Consider the following 17,529-nt stretch of genomic DNA (forward strand, 5'->3'; position numbering starts at 1 on the left):
AGCCGCGGCTGCGGTCGTTCAGGCCGAGCACGTCGTCGTACTCCAGGCGCGGGGCGTTCTTGCCGCCAACCGGAAAGCGCGCCGGCGCGCTGCCTGTGAGCTGGCGCTTGCCGTCGACGTTCCAGGCGCTCAGGTGCACCTGCGCGACCGACTGGCGCATGCGGCGCACCAGTGCCTGCACGGCATCGCTGCGCTCCTGCGAGCTCTTGCGGTGAAAGCGAACGGGCGAGCCGGCATCGGCGGGCTGGGTGTCGTTCGACGAAAAGATCACGAGCTTGTGGCCCATCGGCGCCTTGGCGTCTTCCTCGATGCGCCAAGCCAGGCCTTCTTCGGCCAGCAGGCGCGAGAAGAAGTCGAAGTCGCTCTCTCGGTACTGGGTGCAGTAGGTGCGCACGGGCGCATCGGCGAGGAAGCCGTTCACTTCAGAGGAGAAGGCCCAGCTGCCCGCATCCGCATACGGGGCGAGCACGCGTTCGATGATGTCTGCGACGCTGCGCTGCTGGAAGACCTGGCTGCGGCCTTGCTGAGTGGCCAGCCAGAGCCAGGGCACGAGCGTCAGGCGGTAGCGGGCCAGGCCGCCGTCGGAGCCCAGCGACTCGACGGCGCGGATCAATCCGGTGCGTCGGCTGAGAGAGCCATCGGCCAGCACAGTGATCAATGTGAGCGGCTGGTCGATCAGCGAAGACAGCGCCAGGTCCGCGCGCAGGCTCAGGCACACGATGCGCAGCTCGAACAGCTGCGACACCGCCTCGCGCTGCACCCAGCCTTCCACGCGCAGAGCGTCGATGCTCTCGCGCGCGGTCGACGAAGAAGATGAAGCAGCGCTCGGCGCTTCGAGGCGGTAGAGCCGCGCCGTCTGGCTCAGCTCGGCCCACAGGGCGCTGCGGTCAGCGGAAGGCATCGGGAATTCGCTCAGGGTCGGATGCTCAAGGTTTGCAAGGTGCGCCCGGCTTGCAGTCCGCCGTTGCGGCGGTGGCCTGCGCCGACGGTGCGGGGTCGGACGTCTTGCTGCGCTTGAGCAGTGCGGTCAGCAGATCGGTGTCGGGATCGGGCCCCTTCGGCCGTGCCGCTGTTTGGGTGAGGTTGGCACGCGTCGCGGACTTGGTTGCCTTGCTGCTATTGGCGGCGGTCTTGACGACGGGCTTGCCGTTCGCCGCCGTGCGCACGGGCTTCTTCGAACCCGACGCGATGCGCTCCGGCTGCTTCTTCGCGGCGACGTTGGTCTTGCTGTCAGCACCTGATTTTTTCGCAGGCGACGCAGCTGCCACGCGCGCGGGCTTCGTGGTCGGCGGCACGGCCATGGGCTGCGCACCGATCGCCGCGAACGGCGTGGAGGCCGGTTGCTGTTGTTGTGGCTGCTGCAATGGCTGCGGTGCGCTGTCGCCTTCGATGATGCGCGCAGGCGTCGGCTCTGGCGCAGCGGCTGCGACGGGTGCGTCGGGCTTCGGTGGTTCCACCGCGACGGGCGCGGCCACCGGCGCAGGCGCCACTGTCGCAACGGCCGTAGATGCATCCGCACGCTTCGATTGCAGGTGGTAAGTCGTGGCACCCGCCACGCCGACCAGCACCGCGACCGAAGCCCACACGCCAGGCCGTGCAAAGAAGGAACGCGCGCCACTCTCGCGGCCACCGAACTGTGCGAGCACACGCGTGGACTCGCCTCCAGGTGCGGCAGTCGATGTGGCCGTGGTGGGTGCGTTCGAACCGAGCAGGCTCGGTCGGTCCTTGTGGGCGTCTGACGCGCCCATCATGGATGGGTGGTCCGGCTGGCTGCGGGCATGTGATTTCTCCCCTCGGCTTTATGTGGCGCGATCAACGCGATATCGCAATTGGGATGCAACAAGGCGTTGCGTGCGATGGGTTCAAATTTTGGAGCGACTCATACAATTGAGTCGCTCTCATTGAACACCGTTGATCTTCTTCACTCTCTTTTGTTATTTTGCCTTGATGGTGGCAGCACTTGCCATCTTCTTGTTCCCTTCTTTTCGTGACCGTGTGTTGCGAGCGACGGTCGCGGTTTTTACTGCAATTGCATTCTTTTTTATTGGAATAGGACACCGCCTCGGTTTTGTGTCCGAAGCAAGTTTTCAGTTGATGCGCGACAGCGGCTCAGGAGTGCGTACTTTTGCCGTAAGGCATCGCTACTTGTTGCTGTCGGGCATGGGTCTGCTTATCGTGCCGGTGTTGTTAAGTGTGACTTTCGGAAGTGGCCGTGTGCTCTTCTTCGACGACTGGGCCGCCACAAGCGATCCGAAAATCGAGGCGTTGCTGCAGGGCGAGCAGCTGGTGCCGCCGCAGCCGTTGCCGCCCGAGGTGTTTGCCACTGCAGAGGTCGAGCAGATTCGTCCGCTCACGAAAGAAGGCAGTCGGGACTGGGCTGCTCTCGATGTGGACTTTCGTAATCGTTTGCTGCTCGTCTACAAGATCATGAAAGAAAAGCACGGCTACGACCTCGCATTGCTCGAGGGTTATCGCAGCCCCGAACGACAAGCCAAACTCGCTGCATTGGGCAATACAGTGACCATGGCGAAGGCGAATCAAAGCTATCATCAGTATGGACTTGCGGCAGACAACGCGTTCTATCGCAATGGCAAGCTGGTGATCTCTGAAAAAGATCCATGGGCCATGGAAGGCTATCGCCTCTATGGCGAAGCGGCCGAGTCCGTGGGCTTGGTCTGGGGTGGTCGATGGTCCTTCAGGGACTACGGTCACGTGGAGTACCGCAAGCCGGGATTTAAATTGTCACGCAACTGAATGCCGAGGCGACACCTGTCGCATCAGCACACCACGAGGCAATCAAGGGGGGAGTTCAAATGGGTGAGGATCAACCCGACGCCGACAACGATCGGCCGTGGATCGTTCTGCATGACAAGACCGACCACGGCGGCTTCGTGATCACTGCGTCCGAAAACACAAGCATCGACGACCGGCGCGTGGCGCGCATCGGCGACATGGTGTCGTGCCCACGGCCCGGCCATGGCATCAACCCCATCGTGACAGGCAGCGACTGCGTCACGCTCGACGGCCGCCGCGTGGCGCGCCACGGCGACCGGGCGGCCTGCGGCTGCAGGTTGCTGTCCAGCCAGATCGCATCCGCGTCCGAATGACGGCGGCGCTCGCTTCTACGGCTGCAGGCATGGCATGCGGTCGCGCGACCGCGTGGGCCATCGCCGTCGCGTGACCCAGGCGTTCGCAAACTCCTGATGCTGTCGCGACTGATCAAGCCCGTGCTCCTGGCCTGCGCCGTGTTCATCACGGTGTGGGTGCTCGTGATCGTCTATTGGCAGTACACGGCGCGCATGCCGAGCACGAGCGACATCGTGCTGTACCTCGTGGTGCTGCCGCTCGCGTTGATGCTCTTCTATATCGTGCTGCGCCGCATCTTCACGGCCGCACCCACTGCTGCGCTGCCCGTGGCTGGCGCAACAGTGGCCGCAGGCGGCGCCGCCTCATCGAATGCCGCAGCGCCCGACGCCTCGCAAGAGCGCCTACAGATGGCGGTGCTCGCCTTCGCCCTTCGCACACCCCGCGGCAGCGATGCCGACACGGTGGCCACAGCGATCGGCCAGGCGCAGACGCCCGAGCTGGTGCCCGAACTGCGCGACGGTGAAGGCTTCCCTGTCATCGCGGGCCGCATCGAAGGCATCGACGAGAACGAACTGCGCGAGCACCTGCGCGAAAGCCTGCAACCCGCGGGCGAAGCTTTCGATGTCGATGCGCTGCCCGACGACCGGCTGCGCGCCATCCAGCTCATGTCGGATGTGCTGCAGGAGCTGCTGGGTTCCGCGGCCGAGGCGATCGCGAACGCCGGCGATGCGCTCTCGGTGCGCGCACCCGGGCGCTTCGTGTCCAGCGGCGGCGTCATTCCGGGGCCGGCGGCGGCGCCGCAACTGAGCCTCTCGCTGCTGTTGCCAGGCGCATGGAGCGAGAGCGAACGCGTGATCGCCACGCAGTGGGTGCAGCAGCGCGTGCGCGAGGGCGATGCGTCGCAGCGCTGGCATGTCGACTGCTTCAAGAGTGAAGACGGCGTGTCCGCCATGGCGCTGCTCGACCGCATCAGCCTGTCGCTGCATCGCGAGCAGCGGCCCGCACTGTGGATCGCGCTGGCGGCCGACTCCTCGGTGTCCGAGGCCAGCATCGCGCGATGGGAGGCTGAAGGCCTGCTGTACACCGCCACGCGCCGCAAGGGCCGCGTGCCCGGCGAAGCCGCCGCGGGCCTGCTGCTCGTGCGCGCCGACGATGCACTGCTGGCACCGGCCCAGGCCGTGCGGCTGTCGCGCAGCGCCAGCGGCCAGCGCGAAGCATCCGCCGACACGGCGCGCACGCCCGATGCGAGCCTGCTCGATCTGTTCGCGCAGCGCCTGCTGGCGAGCGCGGCCCTCGAGACCGCCCAGATCGACTGGGTCGTGAGCGATGCCGACCACCGCACCAGCCGCGTCACCGAAGTGGCCAGCCTCGTGCAGGAGCGCCTGCCCCATGTGCCGTTTGAAAACAACCTGTCCGTTTGCGCCACCCTGGGTCATCTGGGGGCCGCGGCCGACATGAGCGCCGTCGTGCTCGCGTGCCACCTGGCCGCGCGCGAAGTCCGGCATGTGCTCGCCATTTCCGTGCAGGACGCGCACGCCCGAACGGCCTTGCTGGCCGGCCCGGCGAGCCCCGCGTCACCCGCTACTTAAACAGGACCGATTCCAGAAACTTCTATGCGGCGATTCTTCAGTTTCCTGGCCGATCCGCGCACCTTGTCGGTGATCGGCGCCATCGCGCTCGGCGCGTTCCTGCTGCTCGGGGCACAGACGCTCGAAGTCGGCGCGATCTGGGCTGTCGGCATCTTCGTGGTGCTGCTGTTGTTGTGGCTGCTCGTGTGGTTCGTGCGGCGCATGCGCACGCGCGCGGCCAACCGCAAGCTCGGCGACATGCTCGAGGACCAGGCCGACGCGGCCGTGCGCGACAGCGACCCCGAGCGCAAGGCCGAGATCGACGAGCTGCGCGGGCGCATGGTCGAGGCCGTCAAGACCATCAAGACCTCGAAGATCGGGCAGATGTCGGGCAGCGAAGCGCTGTACGAGCTGCCCTGGTACATGGTCATCGGCAACCCGGCGGCGGGCAAGAGCAGCGCCATCCTGAACTCGGGCCTGCAGTTTCCGTTCGCCGACAAGGGCAATGCGGTGATCCAGGGCATCGGCGGCACACGCAACTGCGACTGGTTCTTCACCACCGAAGGCATCGTGCTCGACACCGCGGGCCGTTATTCCATTCACCAGGAAGACCGCAAGGAGTGGTTCGGCTTTCTGGACCTGCTCAAGAAGTACCGGCCGAAGGCGCCCATCAACGGCATCATCATCACGGCCAGCATTCCCGAGCTGATCGGCAGCCGGCCCGACTTCGCTATTCAGCTTGCGAAGAACCTGCGCCAGCGCATGCAGGAACTCACCGAGCGGCTCGAGGTGTTCGCGCCGGTGTACGTGATGTTCACCAAGGCCGACCTGATCACCGGCTTTGCCGAGTTTTTCGGCGACAGCGACAAGATGGAGCGCGACCGCGTGTGGGGCGCCTCGCTGCCCTACGACGGCGACGAGAAGCAGGACGCCGTGGCGCTGTTCGACAAGCGCTTCGACGAGCTCTACATGGGCCTGAAGGAAATCAGCGTCTCGCACTTCGCGAACCACCGCAGCAGCGACCCGTCGCCCGAGTTGCTGATCTTTCCGCTCGAGTTCGCGGCCATCAAGCCCGCGCTGCGCGCCTTCCTGGCCACGCTGTTCGAGAGCAACCCCTTCCAGCACAAGCCGGTGTTCCGCGGCTTCTACTTCACCAGCGCCTTGCAAGAGGGCACGATGCGCAGCCTGTCGACCGAGCGCATCGCCAAGCGCTTCGGGCTCACGCTGAGCAACGCGGCCACCAAGTCGAAGGAAATCTATTCCCAGAACGGGTTCTTCCTGCGCGACCTGTTCTCCAAGGTGATCTTTGCCGACAAGAAGACGGTGCGGCAGTTCTCCAGCCCCGTGAAGGCGCGCGTGCGCTACGTGAGCTTCTTTGCGTTCGTCGCCGTGCTGGGCCTCCTGCTCGGTGGTTGGACCTGGTCGTACCTCGGCAACCGGCAGTTGGTGGAGAACGTGCAGGCCGACCTGGACAAGGTGGTCAAGCTGCAGGCCAGCGACAACGGCCTGCGCACGCGCTTCGAGGCGCTGAACATCCTGCAGGATCGCATTGAGCAGCTCGAGAAATTTCGCAACGACCGGCCGCTGTCGCTGTCGCTGGGCCTGTACCAGGGCAACCAGCTCGAAGACAAGCTCGTCGCCGAGTATTACGGCGGCGTGAAGCAACTCATGCTCGCGCCGGTGTCGGACAACCTGCAGGCCTTTCTGCGCGACGTCAACGCGCACCCCGACCGCCTGAAGCGCGCTGATGCGGTGGCCGCGCTGACGGGCGGCACGGCGCCCGCGCCGTTGCCGGTCGCCGGTGCTGCGACCACCACCGCACCCGCCGCAGCGCCGGAAGGCGGCGGCCTGTATGCCGGCTCTTCGCCGGCCGACGTGCAGGACGCCTACAACGCGCTCAAGACCTACCTCATGCTGTCCGACAAGCGGCAGGTGGAAACGGCGCACCTCACCGACCAGATCTCGCGCTTCTGGCGCGGCTGGCTCGAGAGCAACCGCGGCGACATGCCGCGCGCGGCGGTCATCCGTGACGCCGAGCGCATGATCACTTTCTACCTGCGCCGCGTGGGCGACGACAACTGGCCCGCGCTGGCCGACACCAACCTGGCGCTGGTCGAGCAGACGCGCGACAACCTGCGCCGCGTGGTGCGCGGCATGCCGGCGCGCGAACGCGTGTACGCCGAGATCAAGGCGCGCGCCTCGACGCGCTTCGCGCCGATGACCGTGGCACGCATCCTCGGGGCCACGGCGAGCAGTGCCGAGAGCGAAGGCACGCTCGCCGGCAGCGTCGCCATCTCGGGCGCGTTCACGCGCGAGGCCTGGCAGCAGTACGTGGACGACGCGATCCGCGACGCCGCGAACAAGGAAACCTCGAGCAAGGACTGGGTGCTCAACGTTGCCGGCAACGACGACCTGACGCTCGAAGGCAGCCCGGAGCAGATCCGCAAGACGCTGGCCACCATGTACAAGCTGGAGTACGCCAAGGAGTGGCAGCGCTTCCTGCAGGGCATCGCGGTGAAGGACATGGGCAGCTTCGAGCAGGCCGTGGTGGCGATGAACCAGCTCGGCGATCCGCAGAACTCGCCGATCCGCAAGGTCTTCGACACGGTGTACGACCAGACCTCGTGGGACAACCCCTCGCTGGTCAACGCCGGCCTGCAGCAGGCGCGCACCGGGGCCTTCAACTGGTTCAAGCGCCTCTTCAGCCGCGCCACGCCGTCGCAGGTCAACGTGAACGTCGACCTCAACGGTGGCGCCACGGAAATCCCGATGGGCCCGATCGGCCGCGAGTTCGCAGGCGTGGCGCGCCTGGTGGTCGAGCGCGACAACACCTCGCTGCTGCGCGGCTACCTGGGCACGCTGTCCAAGTTGCGCGGGCGCTTCAACCAGATCAAGAACCAGGGCGACCCCGGACCGGGCGCGCGCCAGCTCATGCAGCAGACGCTGGAGGGCAATGGCTCCGAACTGGCCGACGCGCTCAAGTACGTCGACGAGCAGATGCTCACCGGCATGGACGCCGCGCAGCGCCAGGCGCTGCGCCCGCTGCTCGTGCGGCCGCTGCTGCAGGCGTACGCGGTGACGGTGCAGCCGACGGCGGTGGAGGTCAACAAGATCTGGAGCGCGCAGGTGCACCAGCCGTTCCAGCAGTCGCTGGCCACCAAGTACCCGTTCTCGGCGAGCGCGAAGATCGAAGCCTCGCCGGCGGAGATCGCGCAGTTCTTCGGACCTGAAGGCGCCATCGGCAAGTTCGTGACGACCACGCTGGGCTCGCTGGTGATCCGCCGCGGCGACCTGTTGTCGCCGCGCGCCTGGGGCGACCAGGGCCTCACGCTGAGCCCCGATTTCGTGAACGGCTTTGCGCAGTGGGTGGCGCCGCTGTCGGGCGGTGCCGCGGCCGGGGCTGGTGGCAGCGCGCAGCCGCAGACGCTGTTCCAGATCCTGCCGCAGCCCGTATCGGGCCTGACGGAATACATGGTCGAAATCGACGGCCAGCAGCTGCGCTACCGCAACACGCCGCCGCAGTGGTCCAACTTCGTCTGGCCCAACGCGCAGGGAACGCCGGGCGCGAAGATCACGGCCGTCACCTTCGACGGGCGCACGGTCGAGCTGATCAACGAGCCGGGCAACTTCGGCCTGGAGCGGCTGCTCAGCACCGCGCAGCGCACGAAGTTGCCCGACGGCAGTTTCGAGCTCACGTGGGCGCGCGACAACGCGAGCGTGACCGTCAAGCTGCGTGTGATCCAGAACACGCAGTCGGCCGGTTCGGGCGGCGATTCGCCGCAAGGCAAGGGGCTGCGCGGCACGGTGTTGCCGCCGACGGTCGCAGAGATTGGTGTGCCGCGCGCAGCAGCGGCAGTTCAGGCGCCGGCGCAAGTGCCGGTGCAGGCAGGGGGAGCAGCAAGATGAGCGCGCCACAACAGCTGTGCTACTTCGGCAAGTTGCCCGGTCGCGGCGACTTCGTGAAGGGCCTGTACAACCCGCAGCTCATCAAGGTGTTCGACCACTGGCTGTCGCAGACCATGGAGATGCTGTCGGAAGACCCGCGCTGGAAGCTGATCTACGACAACGCGGCCCCGATGCACTTCGTGTGCCTGGGCTCGCGCAGCCGCGTGGCCATTGCGGGGCACCTGCGCGCCAGCCGCGACGAATCGTCGCGCCGCTACCCGTTCCTGGCGGCCACCTCGGTGGACGTCGACGAGGCGCTCGACTTCATGCGCGGTGCGCCGATGCTGGTCGGCCCCTACTGGGACCGCATGGCGGTGCAGGTGCAGTCGCTGGCGGCCGGCACCGACCTGGACAGCGAGCTGAAGAAGTTCGAGGCCATCGACCCGGCCATCGAGACCGGCTTCAAGAAGTCGGCCTCGCGCGCCACCTATGCGGCCTTCACGCGCGACACCAGCCTGCTGCGCATCGAGCAGATGCTCAACTTCGACGGCCACAAGGTGTCGCTGCGCCGCGCCATCCTGGCGCTGGGTTTGCTGCTGCAGCCGGTGATGGCCAGCGCCGTGTCGCACCTGGACAAGGGGCTCACGCTGCCGCTGCCGCGCGACCCGGTCGATCGCTCGCTGATTGCCACCTTCTGGCTCGAGATGGTGTCGCAGTTCTTGGCCAAGGCTGACTTCGAGCTGGTGCTGCTGGTCACCGAGATCGACGGCCGCTCGCGGCTGGTGATCGGCTTCAACGGCCTGTCGCCGCGCAGCCTGCAGAGCGTGCTGCATCCGCAGGTCTACACCGAGCACAACATCGACATCGACAACCCGGAGTGGGTCGAGGACACCATCCACAGCAACTACGCGATGTTCAAGCTGGTGAGCTACCTCGACCAGCCGCAGCTGCCGCTGGACATCGTGCTCACCGCCTTTCGCGAAGTCTTCATCGGGGAATGACACGGTCATGAATTGTTCTTTGCGCGTTCTCGTGCTGTCCATGGCCTGCGGGCTCGCGCTCGTGCCGGCCGTGCAGGCCCAGCAACCACAGCAACAACCGGCCGCAGGCGCCACCGCCGCGCGCGTCGAGACCACGGCCGCGGCCGTCGGGAAGGGCGAGCCGGTCGTGGCCGGGGGGCAGGTGCCCGACGAAGCCACGCGCGCCGCCGTCATCGAGGCGCTGCGCCGCATCTACGGGCCCAGCGGCGTGATCGACAAGATCGAGGTGGTGAGCACCGTCAGCATGCCGGCCAACTGGGCCGCCAACGTGCAGCGGCTGATCACGCCTTCGCTCAAGGACATCCACCGCGGCCAGTTCCAGATCGAGGGCACGCAGATGGCGCTGAGCGGCGAGGTCGGCAACGAGGCGCTGCGCCAGAAGATCGTGAGCGACATGGCGAACGCGCTCAACCCGACCTACACCATCAAGAACAGCCTGCGCGTGCCCGTGTCGGAGCAGATCGCGGTCGACCAGGTGCTGGGCAACCGCACCATCGAGTTCGAGCTGGGCAGCGCCACGCTCACCAGCAAGGGCCGCGCCATCCTCGACGAGATGGCGCCCATCCTGCAGAAGCTCACGAACAAGTCGGTGGCGGTGGTGGGGCACACCGACAACGCCGGCAATCGCACGTCGAACCTGGCGCTGAGCCAGTCGCGCGCCGAATCGGTCAAGGGCTACCTGGTGGGCAAGGGCATCGATCCGATGACGCTCACGACCTCGGGCGTGGGCCCTGATCAGCCCGTGGCGAGCAACGCGACCGACGAGGGGCGTTCGCGCAACCGGCGCATCGAGTTCCGGGTGGGACGCTAACGAAAAAGGCCCGCGACGCGGGCCTCTCTTCTGTCGCTCAGCGCGCCGTCATGCGCCGTCATGCGCCGTCAGCGCGACTCGTCGTCGCCCTTCGGCAGATCGAGCAGGTCCACCAGCTGGGCCAGCTCCTGCTCGTTCTTGATCACGTTGCGCAGCCAGGCATGCAGCGGCATGTCGGCCCAGCGCGCGGCCTTGTTCGCCATGTAGGCGGCCGGGCTCGAAGGCTCGGTCTGCTCGAAATACGCCGCCACTTCCTTGAGCTGCGCAATGGCCTGCGCGCGGCTGTGGATGCCGGGCGGCTGCGCGGCGGGCGCGTGCGCGACCGCGTGGTAGATCGGGGGCGAATGGGGCATGGCGGCGTCGAAGACGGGTTCGATGCGGGACGGGGCCGTCGGTGCACTGGCGGCCGGTGCAGCGGCAGTGGTCGGCTGCGGCGCGCCGTTGTCGATCGGCACGCCGGCCTCGCGCGCAAAGCGCTCGACGGTCTGGCGGATGGCCGTGGCCGCGTCCTTGGCGGCGCGAAAGCTCGGGCCGTTGGAGGCGGTGCGTTCGTCGAACACGGCCTCGAACTCGGCCAGTGCCTGCTCGCAGGCGTGCACGTCGCGGTGCGTCTTCTGCAAGAACTTCGCGGGCGTGGCGCGGCGCAGGCGGTCGAACTGGTCGACCGTCACCTTGTTGCGCTGCAGTTCGTCGGCCTGCGCCGGCGTGCGGCGGATGGCCTGGTCGAGCGCCAGTGCGGTCTCCCAGACCAGCGCACTGTGGCCGGTGCTGCCGTCGCTCACGATGGGTGCGCGCTGCAGCAGCTCGACCGAACGCGAGATCAGCCAGGTGACGGTGCCGATCCGCATCTCGATGTCGCCGCCCTCGGGCTGCGGATGCAGTTCGTCCCAGTACTGGCGGCACAGGCCGATGAGCAGGCGATAACCGTCGGCCAGCCCTTCGAAGCCGCGCTGGCTGGCCAGTGCATCGGTGAGCCACACGGTCAGCCGCAGGTCTTTGGTGGATGCGCGCAGCAGCTTGTCGCACTCGGCGATCACGAAGGGCCAGTTGGCCTCCTTCAGCTCGATGACCCATTCGCCTTGTTCGAGCGAGGGGTCGTCGTGCTTGCGCGCCTCCTGGATGGCGTCGAACTCGCGCGAGAACAGCATGTCCTCGCCGCAAGGCTGGGCCTCCGAGATCGGGGCCAGCAGGGCCGCGAGGTCGAGGCGGTTCGTCGCGGCCGTCATGGCAGCGAGATCGTCAGGTTGGCCTGGCGCGGGCCGAGCTTCACGATGTCCTGGTAGCTCGCGAGCGCGCCCTGCGTGGTGCTGCCCAGGTGCGCCGAGAGGCCGACGAAGCCCAGCAGGCCGATGAGCGCGAACAGCGCGGCCACCACCCACTGCGGCGCCTCGCGCTTGAGCGAGTGCGAGATGAGGTCGGGCAGCGGCCAGTGCGGCGCGAACGGCGTGCGCTTGCCGCGCGCGTTGGCAATCTCGTCGCCCACGCGCGCCGTGAGGTAGGCCAGCTTCTCGGTGCCGTCGATGGCGTACTTGCCCTGGAAGCCCAGCAGCAGGCACATGTAGAACACCTCGAGCGTCTGGATGCGCGCGGCGCCGTGCGCCCGCTCGACCTCGAGCATGTTGAAGAAGTTCTCGCCTGCGAGCTGGTCGCCGAACAGCGTGAGCTGCAGCGGCCGGCGCTCCCACTCGGAGCGAATCGCGAACTCGGGCGCCGAGAGCACGAACTCGTCGACCGTGGCGCAGAAGGCGTACTTGGCCGCGTGGATCTGCTCGGCCGTGGCGTCGAGCTTGCGCGCGTTGCGCTCGAACTCGCCCAGGTAGTTGCGGATGCCCGTGAGGAACTGCTCGGTGGTGGCGGGCTGCTGCTTTTTCTTCAGCAGGAACAGCATCACGAAGCCGTCGTACAGCAGGTCGAGCAGGCTCGAGTCGGCGTCGGGCGCCACGCCCGCGGGCGTGAACGACGCGGGCGGCGCGTCGCCGCCCAGCAGGGAAGGGGCCTTGTTCAGGGTGGTGGTGTTCATACGATCAGGCGGATCAGCCGGTCACGGCGATCAGTTCGAGTTGCATGTCGGGGATGCCGGCCGGCGCGTAGATGGTGACGCTCTGCGCCTGCAGCATGCGGTCGTACAGCTGGCTCTTGCTGTCGATGGAAAAGTAGCAGGCGCCCGCGCGGATCGGAATGGCCGGCGGCACCTGCGGCGCATAGACGATGCGCACGCCCGGCATGGCCGAGAGCACGAGCTTGTCGACGTCTTCGGGTGCGCCGATCTTGAAGCGCTGCGGCACCACCTCGGCCAGTTCGGCGGCCGGCATGCTGGCGGTGACCGACATGTAGAACACGGTCTTCTCGTCGATCTTTCCGGAATCGAGGCGGCCCAGGTAGAAGGCGTTGCGCGTCTCGGTGAGCGCAATGGCGAAGTAGCGCGTGGAGATGACGGTGTCGAGCAGGTCGCGCACGATGCGGTCGAGCTCGGCGAAGGCCGGGCCCGGCTTCTCGTGGTCGTACACCGGCAGGTCGTTCAGCGAGTAGGTCTTGGCAAACGTCATCAGCGCGCCGGCCAGGCTCAGCAGCTCCTGGAACAGCCGCTCCGGGTGCAGCGACGGGTGATGGAACAGGTGCGAGAGCGACGCGAAGGCCGAGTTGGCCGTGTGCAGCAGCCAGAACGAGGCGATGTCGCCCGAGCGGAACTCGATGATGTTCTTGCTCGGCTCACGGTGAATGCCGTACAGCGAATTGACCTTGGCCTGCAGCACGTCGAGCAGCCGGCGCAGCTGCTGGAACACGGTGGGCGAGGCGTCGATGCTGGTGCACGGCGGCACGAAGCTGCGGTCGATTTCAAAGCCGCCTGCGGCGGTGCGACGGATGCGGATCACCGGGATCGACACGAACTGCTCGCGCGGCTCGGTGTCGGCCAGCAGCTTCACGCTCTTGCGCAGGAACACCACCTCGGCGCTGACGGCGTTGGTGTACAGGTCGAGCGACTGCGTCGCGTCGCTGGTGTAGCGCGCGGCAAAGCCTTCCTCGTTGGGGTCGGTGTAGTTCTTGCCGAGTTCCTTCACCGGGTGCAGCACCAGGTAGAAGGTGATCTCGTTCTGGCCCGGGCTCAGCGTGTCCAGCGAGATGGGCGGCGGCAGCGCATCGGCCTGCGGCGCCGCGTAGGGTTCGCCGTCGGGGAACACCAGCGACAGCTGCGAAGCGCGCAGCATGCCGCTGGCCAGCGCATCGAGGTCGAAGCTGATGGAGCGCACGCCCCAGAAGTACGGATGCAGCGTCTGCGCCGTGGCGCGCAGGCGCGCCTCGTGGTACGCGTCTTGGCGCTGGAAGTGCTGGGGGCGTAGAAACAAGCCCTCTCCCCAGAGGACCTTGGCTGCATAGCTCACGTCGGATCAACTCCCCTCAATTTTTTTGGAATGTATCGCATCGTCATGTCGACTTGACAGGCCCGCCGTCGGTGCAGATCAGGCGGGCGAGGGCCGGCAAGTTACCGGCCCCAACAGGTTGAGCGCGCCCGTGGGGGCCGCGCCTTGCGCGTTCTGCTGGCCCACCACCGCGCCTGTCGTGACGGTGAGCGCGCAGGCATGCGCGCCCATCACGATGCCGGTCTTTTCGGCGTCGGCGGCGTTGAAGGCGAAGCGCCAGCGCTGTGCGTCGGGCGAGTGGAACAGCACCACCACGGCCACCGCGTTGGCAGTGCGCGGAACCATCTCGGTCCAGGTGTATTGCTGGTCGGGAATGAGCGTGATCTCGCGGCTCTCGACGAGGTCGTCGCCCAGTTGCGTCTTGTCGCGCCCCGGCGTGACGAAGGCATCGAAGGACGACTGGTAGAAGCCCGTCGTTTCCTTCAGCTTGTAGATGCGCATCACCACGGACAGCGGGCGGTTGCGGCCGTCGGCGTTGAGGTTCTTGCCCGCGGCGATCGACATCGTCACCTTGCGCGGCGGCTTCTGCGACTCGGGCAGCTCGGGCTTCTTCAGTCCGCTCGCCTCGAGCGCGATGTTGGCGATCGTGAGCGCCGGCGAACTGCACCCGCCGAGCATCAACGCGGCCAGCAGCGCGCCAGATGTAATTAATATTTTCATTAAAAGCGAGTCGTAACAATATTTTGATGGACCAAATAGGATTAACCGATTTCGAAAATGACTTTCGATTAGGAAATTAGCATTAATCCGCTCCCGTCATTTGCCATCCACGCGGCTGTAGTATCGTGTATTGTTATTGTCAACGGTCGCAATTTAATGAATGATTGCGGCCAGCTAAAAAGTCAGATCAGGGGGGAATGTGTCGATTCGAAAAATCATGTCTCGCACGATGATTGCCGGTGCCATTGCGAGCACCGTCTTTTTGTCGGCCTGTACCACCACGCCGGACGCGGCCGTTGCCCAGGCCACCGCGGCCTACAACAAGAGCCTTGCCGAGGTCGATGCCAGCGCGGCAGCGGCCACCGGCGACAAGGCGCCCGTCATCCGCCAGTACCAGCAGCTCGCCACCGACAACCCGACCCGCGGTGAGCCGTGGTCGCGCATCGCGCAGATCTACTTCAACGAAGGCCGCTACAGCCTGGCCATCTCGGCTGCCGAAGAGTCGCTGCGCCGCGACCCGTCCAGCCGCCAGGCCAAGAGCATCACCGCCGTGGGCGGCCTGCGCCTTGCGGCCCGCTCCATCGAGGACCTGGGCAAGGACAGCAGCCTGAGCGGCGACGCCAACGCCGACGCCTACCGCCTGGCCGCCCTGCTGCGCGAAACCCTGGGCCTGTCGGTCCTGGTGCCCGCCGGCCCCGAAGCCCGGCCGGCGCCCACGCGCCGCGCCGCAGCGTCCAACCCGGCGCCCGCGCCTTCGACGTCATCCGCCGCGCCGACCCCGGTCGCCGCCGCACGGCCCGCTCCGGTCGCTGCGCCGCGCCCGGCACCTGCCGCGCCCGCCCCGCGCGCCGGCGGCGGCAATCCATTTGACGCCCTCAAGTAATTATTTTGTTTTTGAAATTGGTTTTTAAACCAATGTATTAACGAATGGGCGTGCGGTTTTAGGAATAGGCCGTACAACTTTTTAATTCGTTTCTCAGTCCTATTGCGAAGGTATCGAAACTTATGGCGACCAAAAGACAGAGCGTGCAGAAGCGGCTTCAAAAAGTGCGCCCGCCGCGCGTGCAACTCACGTACGACGTGGAACTCGGTGACGCCATCGAGAAAAAGGAATTGCCTTTCGTCGTCGGCGTGATCGCCGACCTGGCGGGCCAGTCCGAGGTGGAGCAGCCCAAGCTCAAGGACCGCAAGTTCGTCAGCATCGACCGCGACAACATGGACGACGTCATGAAGGGCGTGGCCCCGCGTGCCGCGTTCCAGGTGCCGAACAAGCTCGACGGGCGCGGCGGCAGCTTCGGTGTCGACCTCACCTTCAACTCGATGGACGCCTTCTCGCCCGAAGCCGTCGTCGAGCAGATCGAGCCGCTCAAGCGTCTGCTCGACGCGCGCACCAAGCTGGCCGACCTGCGCAACAAGATGGCCGGCAACAGCAAGCTCGAAGACCTGCTGGCCGACGTGCTGAACAACACCGAGCAACTCCAGCGCCTGGGACAGGGCGTTGGCAAGAAGGACGAAAGCTGACCATGACCGCGCAAGCACTATCGGCATCGAGCGGTGCCGCTTCATCGGAAGCCACGGTCGACCTGCTCGACCAGATCGTCGAGAAGAGCAAGGTCGCCAAGTCCGACGTGGAACACACGCGCACCAAGGACCTGATCGGCGAACTCGTGAGCCAGGTCCTCGAGGGCTCGGTGATCGTCTCCGACAACGTGTCGGCCATGATCGACGCCCGCGTGGCCGACCTCGACGCGCTCATCTCCGCGCAGCTCAGCGCCGTGATGCACGCGCCCGAGTTCCAGAAGCTCGAGAGCACGTGGCGCGGCCTGGAGTACCTGGTCAAGGAAACGCCGACCGGCACGATGCTCAAGATCAAGGTCATCAACGCCACCAAGCGCGACCTGATCCGCGACTTCAAGGCCGCCGTCGAGTTCGACCAGAGTGCGATGTTCAAGAAGGTCTACGAAGAAGAGTTCGGCACCTTCGGCGGTGCGCCGTTCGGCGCGCTGGTGGGCGACTTCGACGTCACGCGCCAGCCGGAAGACATGTACTTCCTGGACCAGATGGCGCACGTGGCGGCTGCCGCCCACGCGCCCTTCATCGGCGCGGCCTCGCCCGAGCTTCTGGGCCTGGAGAGCTTCTCCGACCTGGGCAAGCCGCGCGATATGGCCAAGGTGTTCGACACCGTCGAATACGCCAAGTGGAAGTCGTTCCGCGATTCGGAAGACTCGCGCTACGTCGGCCTCACACTGCCGCGCTTCCTCGGCCGCCTGCCGTATCACCCGCGTGACGGCACAGTGGTCGACAGCTTCAACTTCGTCGAAGACGTCGACGGCACCGACCACGCCAAGTACCTCTGGTGCAACGCCGCCTGGGCCTTCGCCACGCGCCTCACGGCCGCGTTCGACGACTTCGGCTGGTGCGCGGCCATCCGCGGCGTCGAAGGTGGCGGCCTGGTCGAAGACCTGCCCACGCACACCTTCAAGACCGACGAAGGCGAGATCGCTCTCAAGTGCCCGACCGAGATCGCCATCACCGACCGGCGCGAAAAAGAGCTCAGCGACCTGGGCTTCATTCCGCTTGTGCACTGCAAGAACTCCGACTACGCGGCGTTCTTCGGCGCGCAGTCGCTGCAGAAGGCCAAGAAGTACAACACCGACAGTGCCAACGCCAACGCCGTGTTGTCGGCGCAGCTGCAGTACATCTTCTCGGTGTCCCGCATCGCGCACTACCTCAAGGCCATGATGCGCGACAAGATCGGCAGCTTTGCCTCGGCGCACAACGTCGAACAGTTCCTGAACCGCTGGATCGCGCAGTACGTGCTGCTCGACGACAACGCGACGCAGGAACAGAAAGCCCAATTCCCGCTGCGCGAAGCCGCCATCCAGGTCGGCGAAGTGCCCGGTCGGCCCGGCGTGTACCGCGCGGTCGCGTTCCTGCGCCCGCACTTCCAGCTGGATGAACTGTCTATTTCACTGCGCTTGGTCGCCGATCTGCCGAAGTCAGTGAATAAGTAAGGAGGCAGATCGGGGCGCGCGGCCGAGGGGCCGTGCTTCAACACG

15 protein-coding genes are annotated in these 17,529 nt (G+C 66.3%); 9 read left to right on the forward strand and 6 right to left on the reverse strand.

From position 1 onward, the window contains the following. Nucleotides 1-901, reverse strand: a 901-nt coding sequence (locus CY658_RS32090; protein ID WP_143713833.1) for a type VI secretion system Vgr family protein, incomplete at its 3' end; no start/stop codon positions are given. A 25-nt stretch (nucleotides 902-926) separates the two neighbouring features. After that, entirely contained in the window at nucleotides 927-1,751 is an 825-nt protein-coding gene (locus tag CY658_RS32095; RefSeq protein WP_143713834.1) for a hypothetical protein, read from the reverse strand. A gap of 160 nt (nucleotides 1,752-1,911) precedes the next feature. Between CY658_RS32095 and CY658_RS32100 the strand changes: the two genes are divergently transcribed. The 6 genes from CY658_RS32100 to CY658_RS32125 all read left to right on the forward strand — a co-directional run bounded on the left by CY658_RS32100 (nucleotide 1,912) and on the right by CY658_RS32125 (nucleotide 10,391). After that, nucleotides 1,912-2,754, forward strand: a complete 843-nt coding sequence (locus CY658_RS32100) for a M15 family metallopeptidase (protein ID WP_101494017.1) — start codon at nucleotides 1,912-1,914, stop codon at nucleotides 2,752-2,754. 59 nt (nucleotides 2,755-2,813) lie between these two features. Then, nucleotides 2,814-3,107, forward strand: coding sequence for a PAAR domain-containing protein (locus tag CY658_RS32105; RefSeq protein WP_099793860.1), 294 nt, complete (start codon nucleotides 2,814-2,816; stop codon nucleotides 3,105-3,107). Nucleotides 3,108-3,203: 96 nt separating this feature from the next. Continuing rightward, nucleotides 3,204-4,676, forward strand: a complete 1,473-nt coding sequence (locus tag CY658_RS32110; RefSeq protein ID WP_101494018.1) for a hypothetical protein — start codon at nucleotides 3,204-3,206, stop codon at nucleotides 4,674-4,676. Nucleotides 4,677-4,700: 24 nt separating this feature from the next. After that, nucleotides 4,701-8,561, forward strand: coding sequence for a type VI secretion system membrane subunit TssM (gene tssM / locus CY658_RS32115; protein ID WP_257885046.1), 3,861 nt, complete (start codon nucleotides 4,701-4,703; stop codon nucleotides 8,559-8,561). After that, nucleotides 8,558-9,541, forward strand: a complete 984-nt coding sequence (gene tagF, locus CY658_RS32120; protein ID WP_101494019.1) for a type VI secretion system-associated protein TagF — start codon at nucleotides 8,558-8,560, stop codon at nucleotides 9,539-9,541. Before tssM ends, tagF begins: the two co-directional genes overlap by 4 nt. A gap of 7 nt (nucleotides 9,542-9,548) precedes the next feature. Continuing rightward, entirely contained in the window at nucleotides 9,549-10,391 is an 843-nt protein-coding gene (locus CY658_RS32125; protein ID WP_101494020.1) for an OmpA family protein, read from the forward strand. A gap of 68 nt (nucleotides 10,392-10,459) precedes the next feature. On the opposite strand, the gene tssA is transcribed toward CY658_RS32125, so the two are convergent. The 4 genes from tssA to tssJ form a co-directional block, all read right to left on the reverse strand. Beyond that, on the reverse strand, nucleotides 10,460-11,617 hold the full coding sequence (tssA, locus tag CY658_RS32130; RefSeq protein WP_101494021.1) for a type VI secretion system protein TssA: 1,158 nt from the start codon (nucleotides 11,615-11,617) through the stop codon (nucleotides 10,460-10,462). Then, a complete protein-coding gene (gene icmH / locus CY658_RS32135) occupies nucleotides 11,614-12,396 on the reverse strand; it encodes a type IVB secretion system protein IcmH/DotU (RefSeq protein WP_180839105.1) in 783 nt (260 codons plus the stop codon). Before icmH ends, tssA begins: the two co-directional genes overlap by 4 nt. Nucleotides 12,397-12,424: 28 nt before the next feature. Beyond that, nucleotides 12,425-13,771, reverse strand: coding sequence for a type VI secretion system baseplate subunit TssK (tssK, locus tag CY658_RS32140; RefSeq protein WP_062481129.1), 1,347 nt, complete (start codon nucleotides 13,769-13,771; stop codon nucleotides 12,425-12,427). A 78-nt stretch (nucleotides 13,772-13,849) separates the two neighbouring features. Beyond that, on the reverse strand, nucleotides 13,850-14,470 hold the full coding sequence (tssJ, locus tag CY658_RS32145; protein ID WP_101494023.1) for a type VI secretion system lipoprotein TssJ: 621 nt from the start codon (nucleotides 14,468-14,470) through the stop codon (nucleotides 13,850-13,852). A gap of 217 nt (nucleotides 14,471-14,687) precedes the next feature. Between tssJ and CY658_RS32150 the strand changes: the two genes are divergently transcribed. From CY658_RS32150 to tssC, 3 genes are all read left to right on the forward strand, one after another. Next, a complete protein-coding gene (locus tag CY658_RS32150; RefSeq protein ID WP_257885047.1) occupies nucleotides 14,688-15,353 on the forward strand; it encodes a tetratricopeptide repeat protein in 666 nt (221 codons plus the stop codon). A 122-nt stretch (nucleotides 15,354-15,475) separates the two neighbouring features. Continuing rightward, nucleotides 15,476-15,991, forward strand: coding sequence for a type VI secretion system contractile sheath small subunit (gene tssB / locus CY658_RS32155; RefSeq protein WP_099793844.1), 516 nt, complete (start codon nucleotides 15,476-15,478; stop codon nucleotides 15,989-15,991). Nucleotides 15,992-15,993: 2 nt separating this feature from the next. After that, the gene (gene tssC / locus CY658_RS32160) at nucleotides 15,994-17,484 is read left to right on the forward strand and encodes a type VI secretion system contractile sheath large subunit (RefSeq protein ID WP_099793842.1); all 1,491 of its coding nucleotides are present in this window, start codon (nucleotides 15,994-15,996) and stop codon (nucleotides 17,482-17,484) included. The last annotated feature ends 45 nt before the right edge of the window (nucleotides 17,485-17,529 follow it).

The organism is Variovorax sp. RO1, assembly GCF_002849325.1.
GTDB lineage: Bacteria > Pseudomonadota > Gammaproteobacteria > Burkholderiales > Burkholderiaceae_C > Variovorax.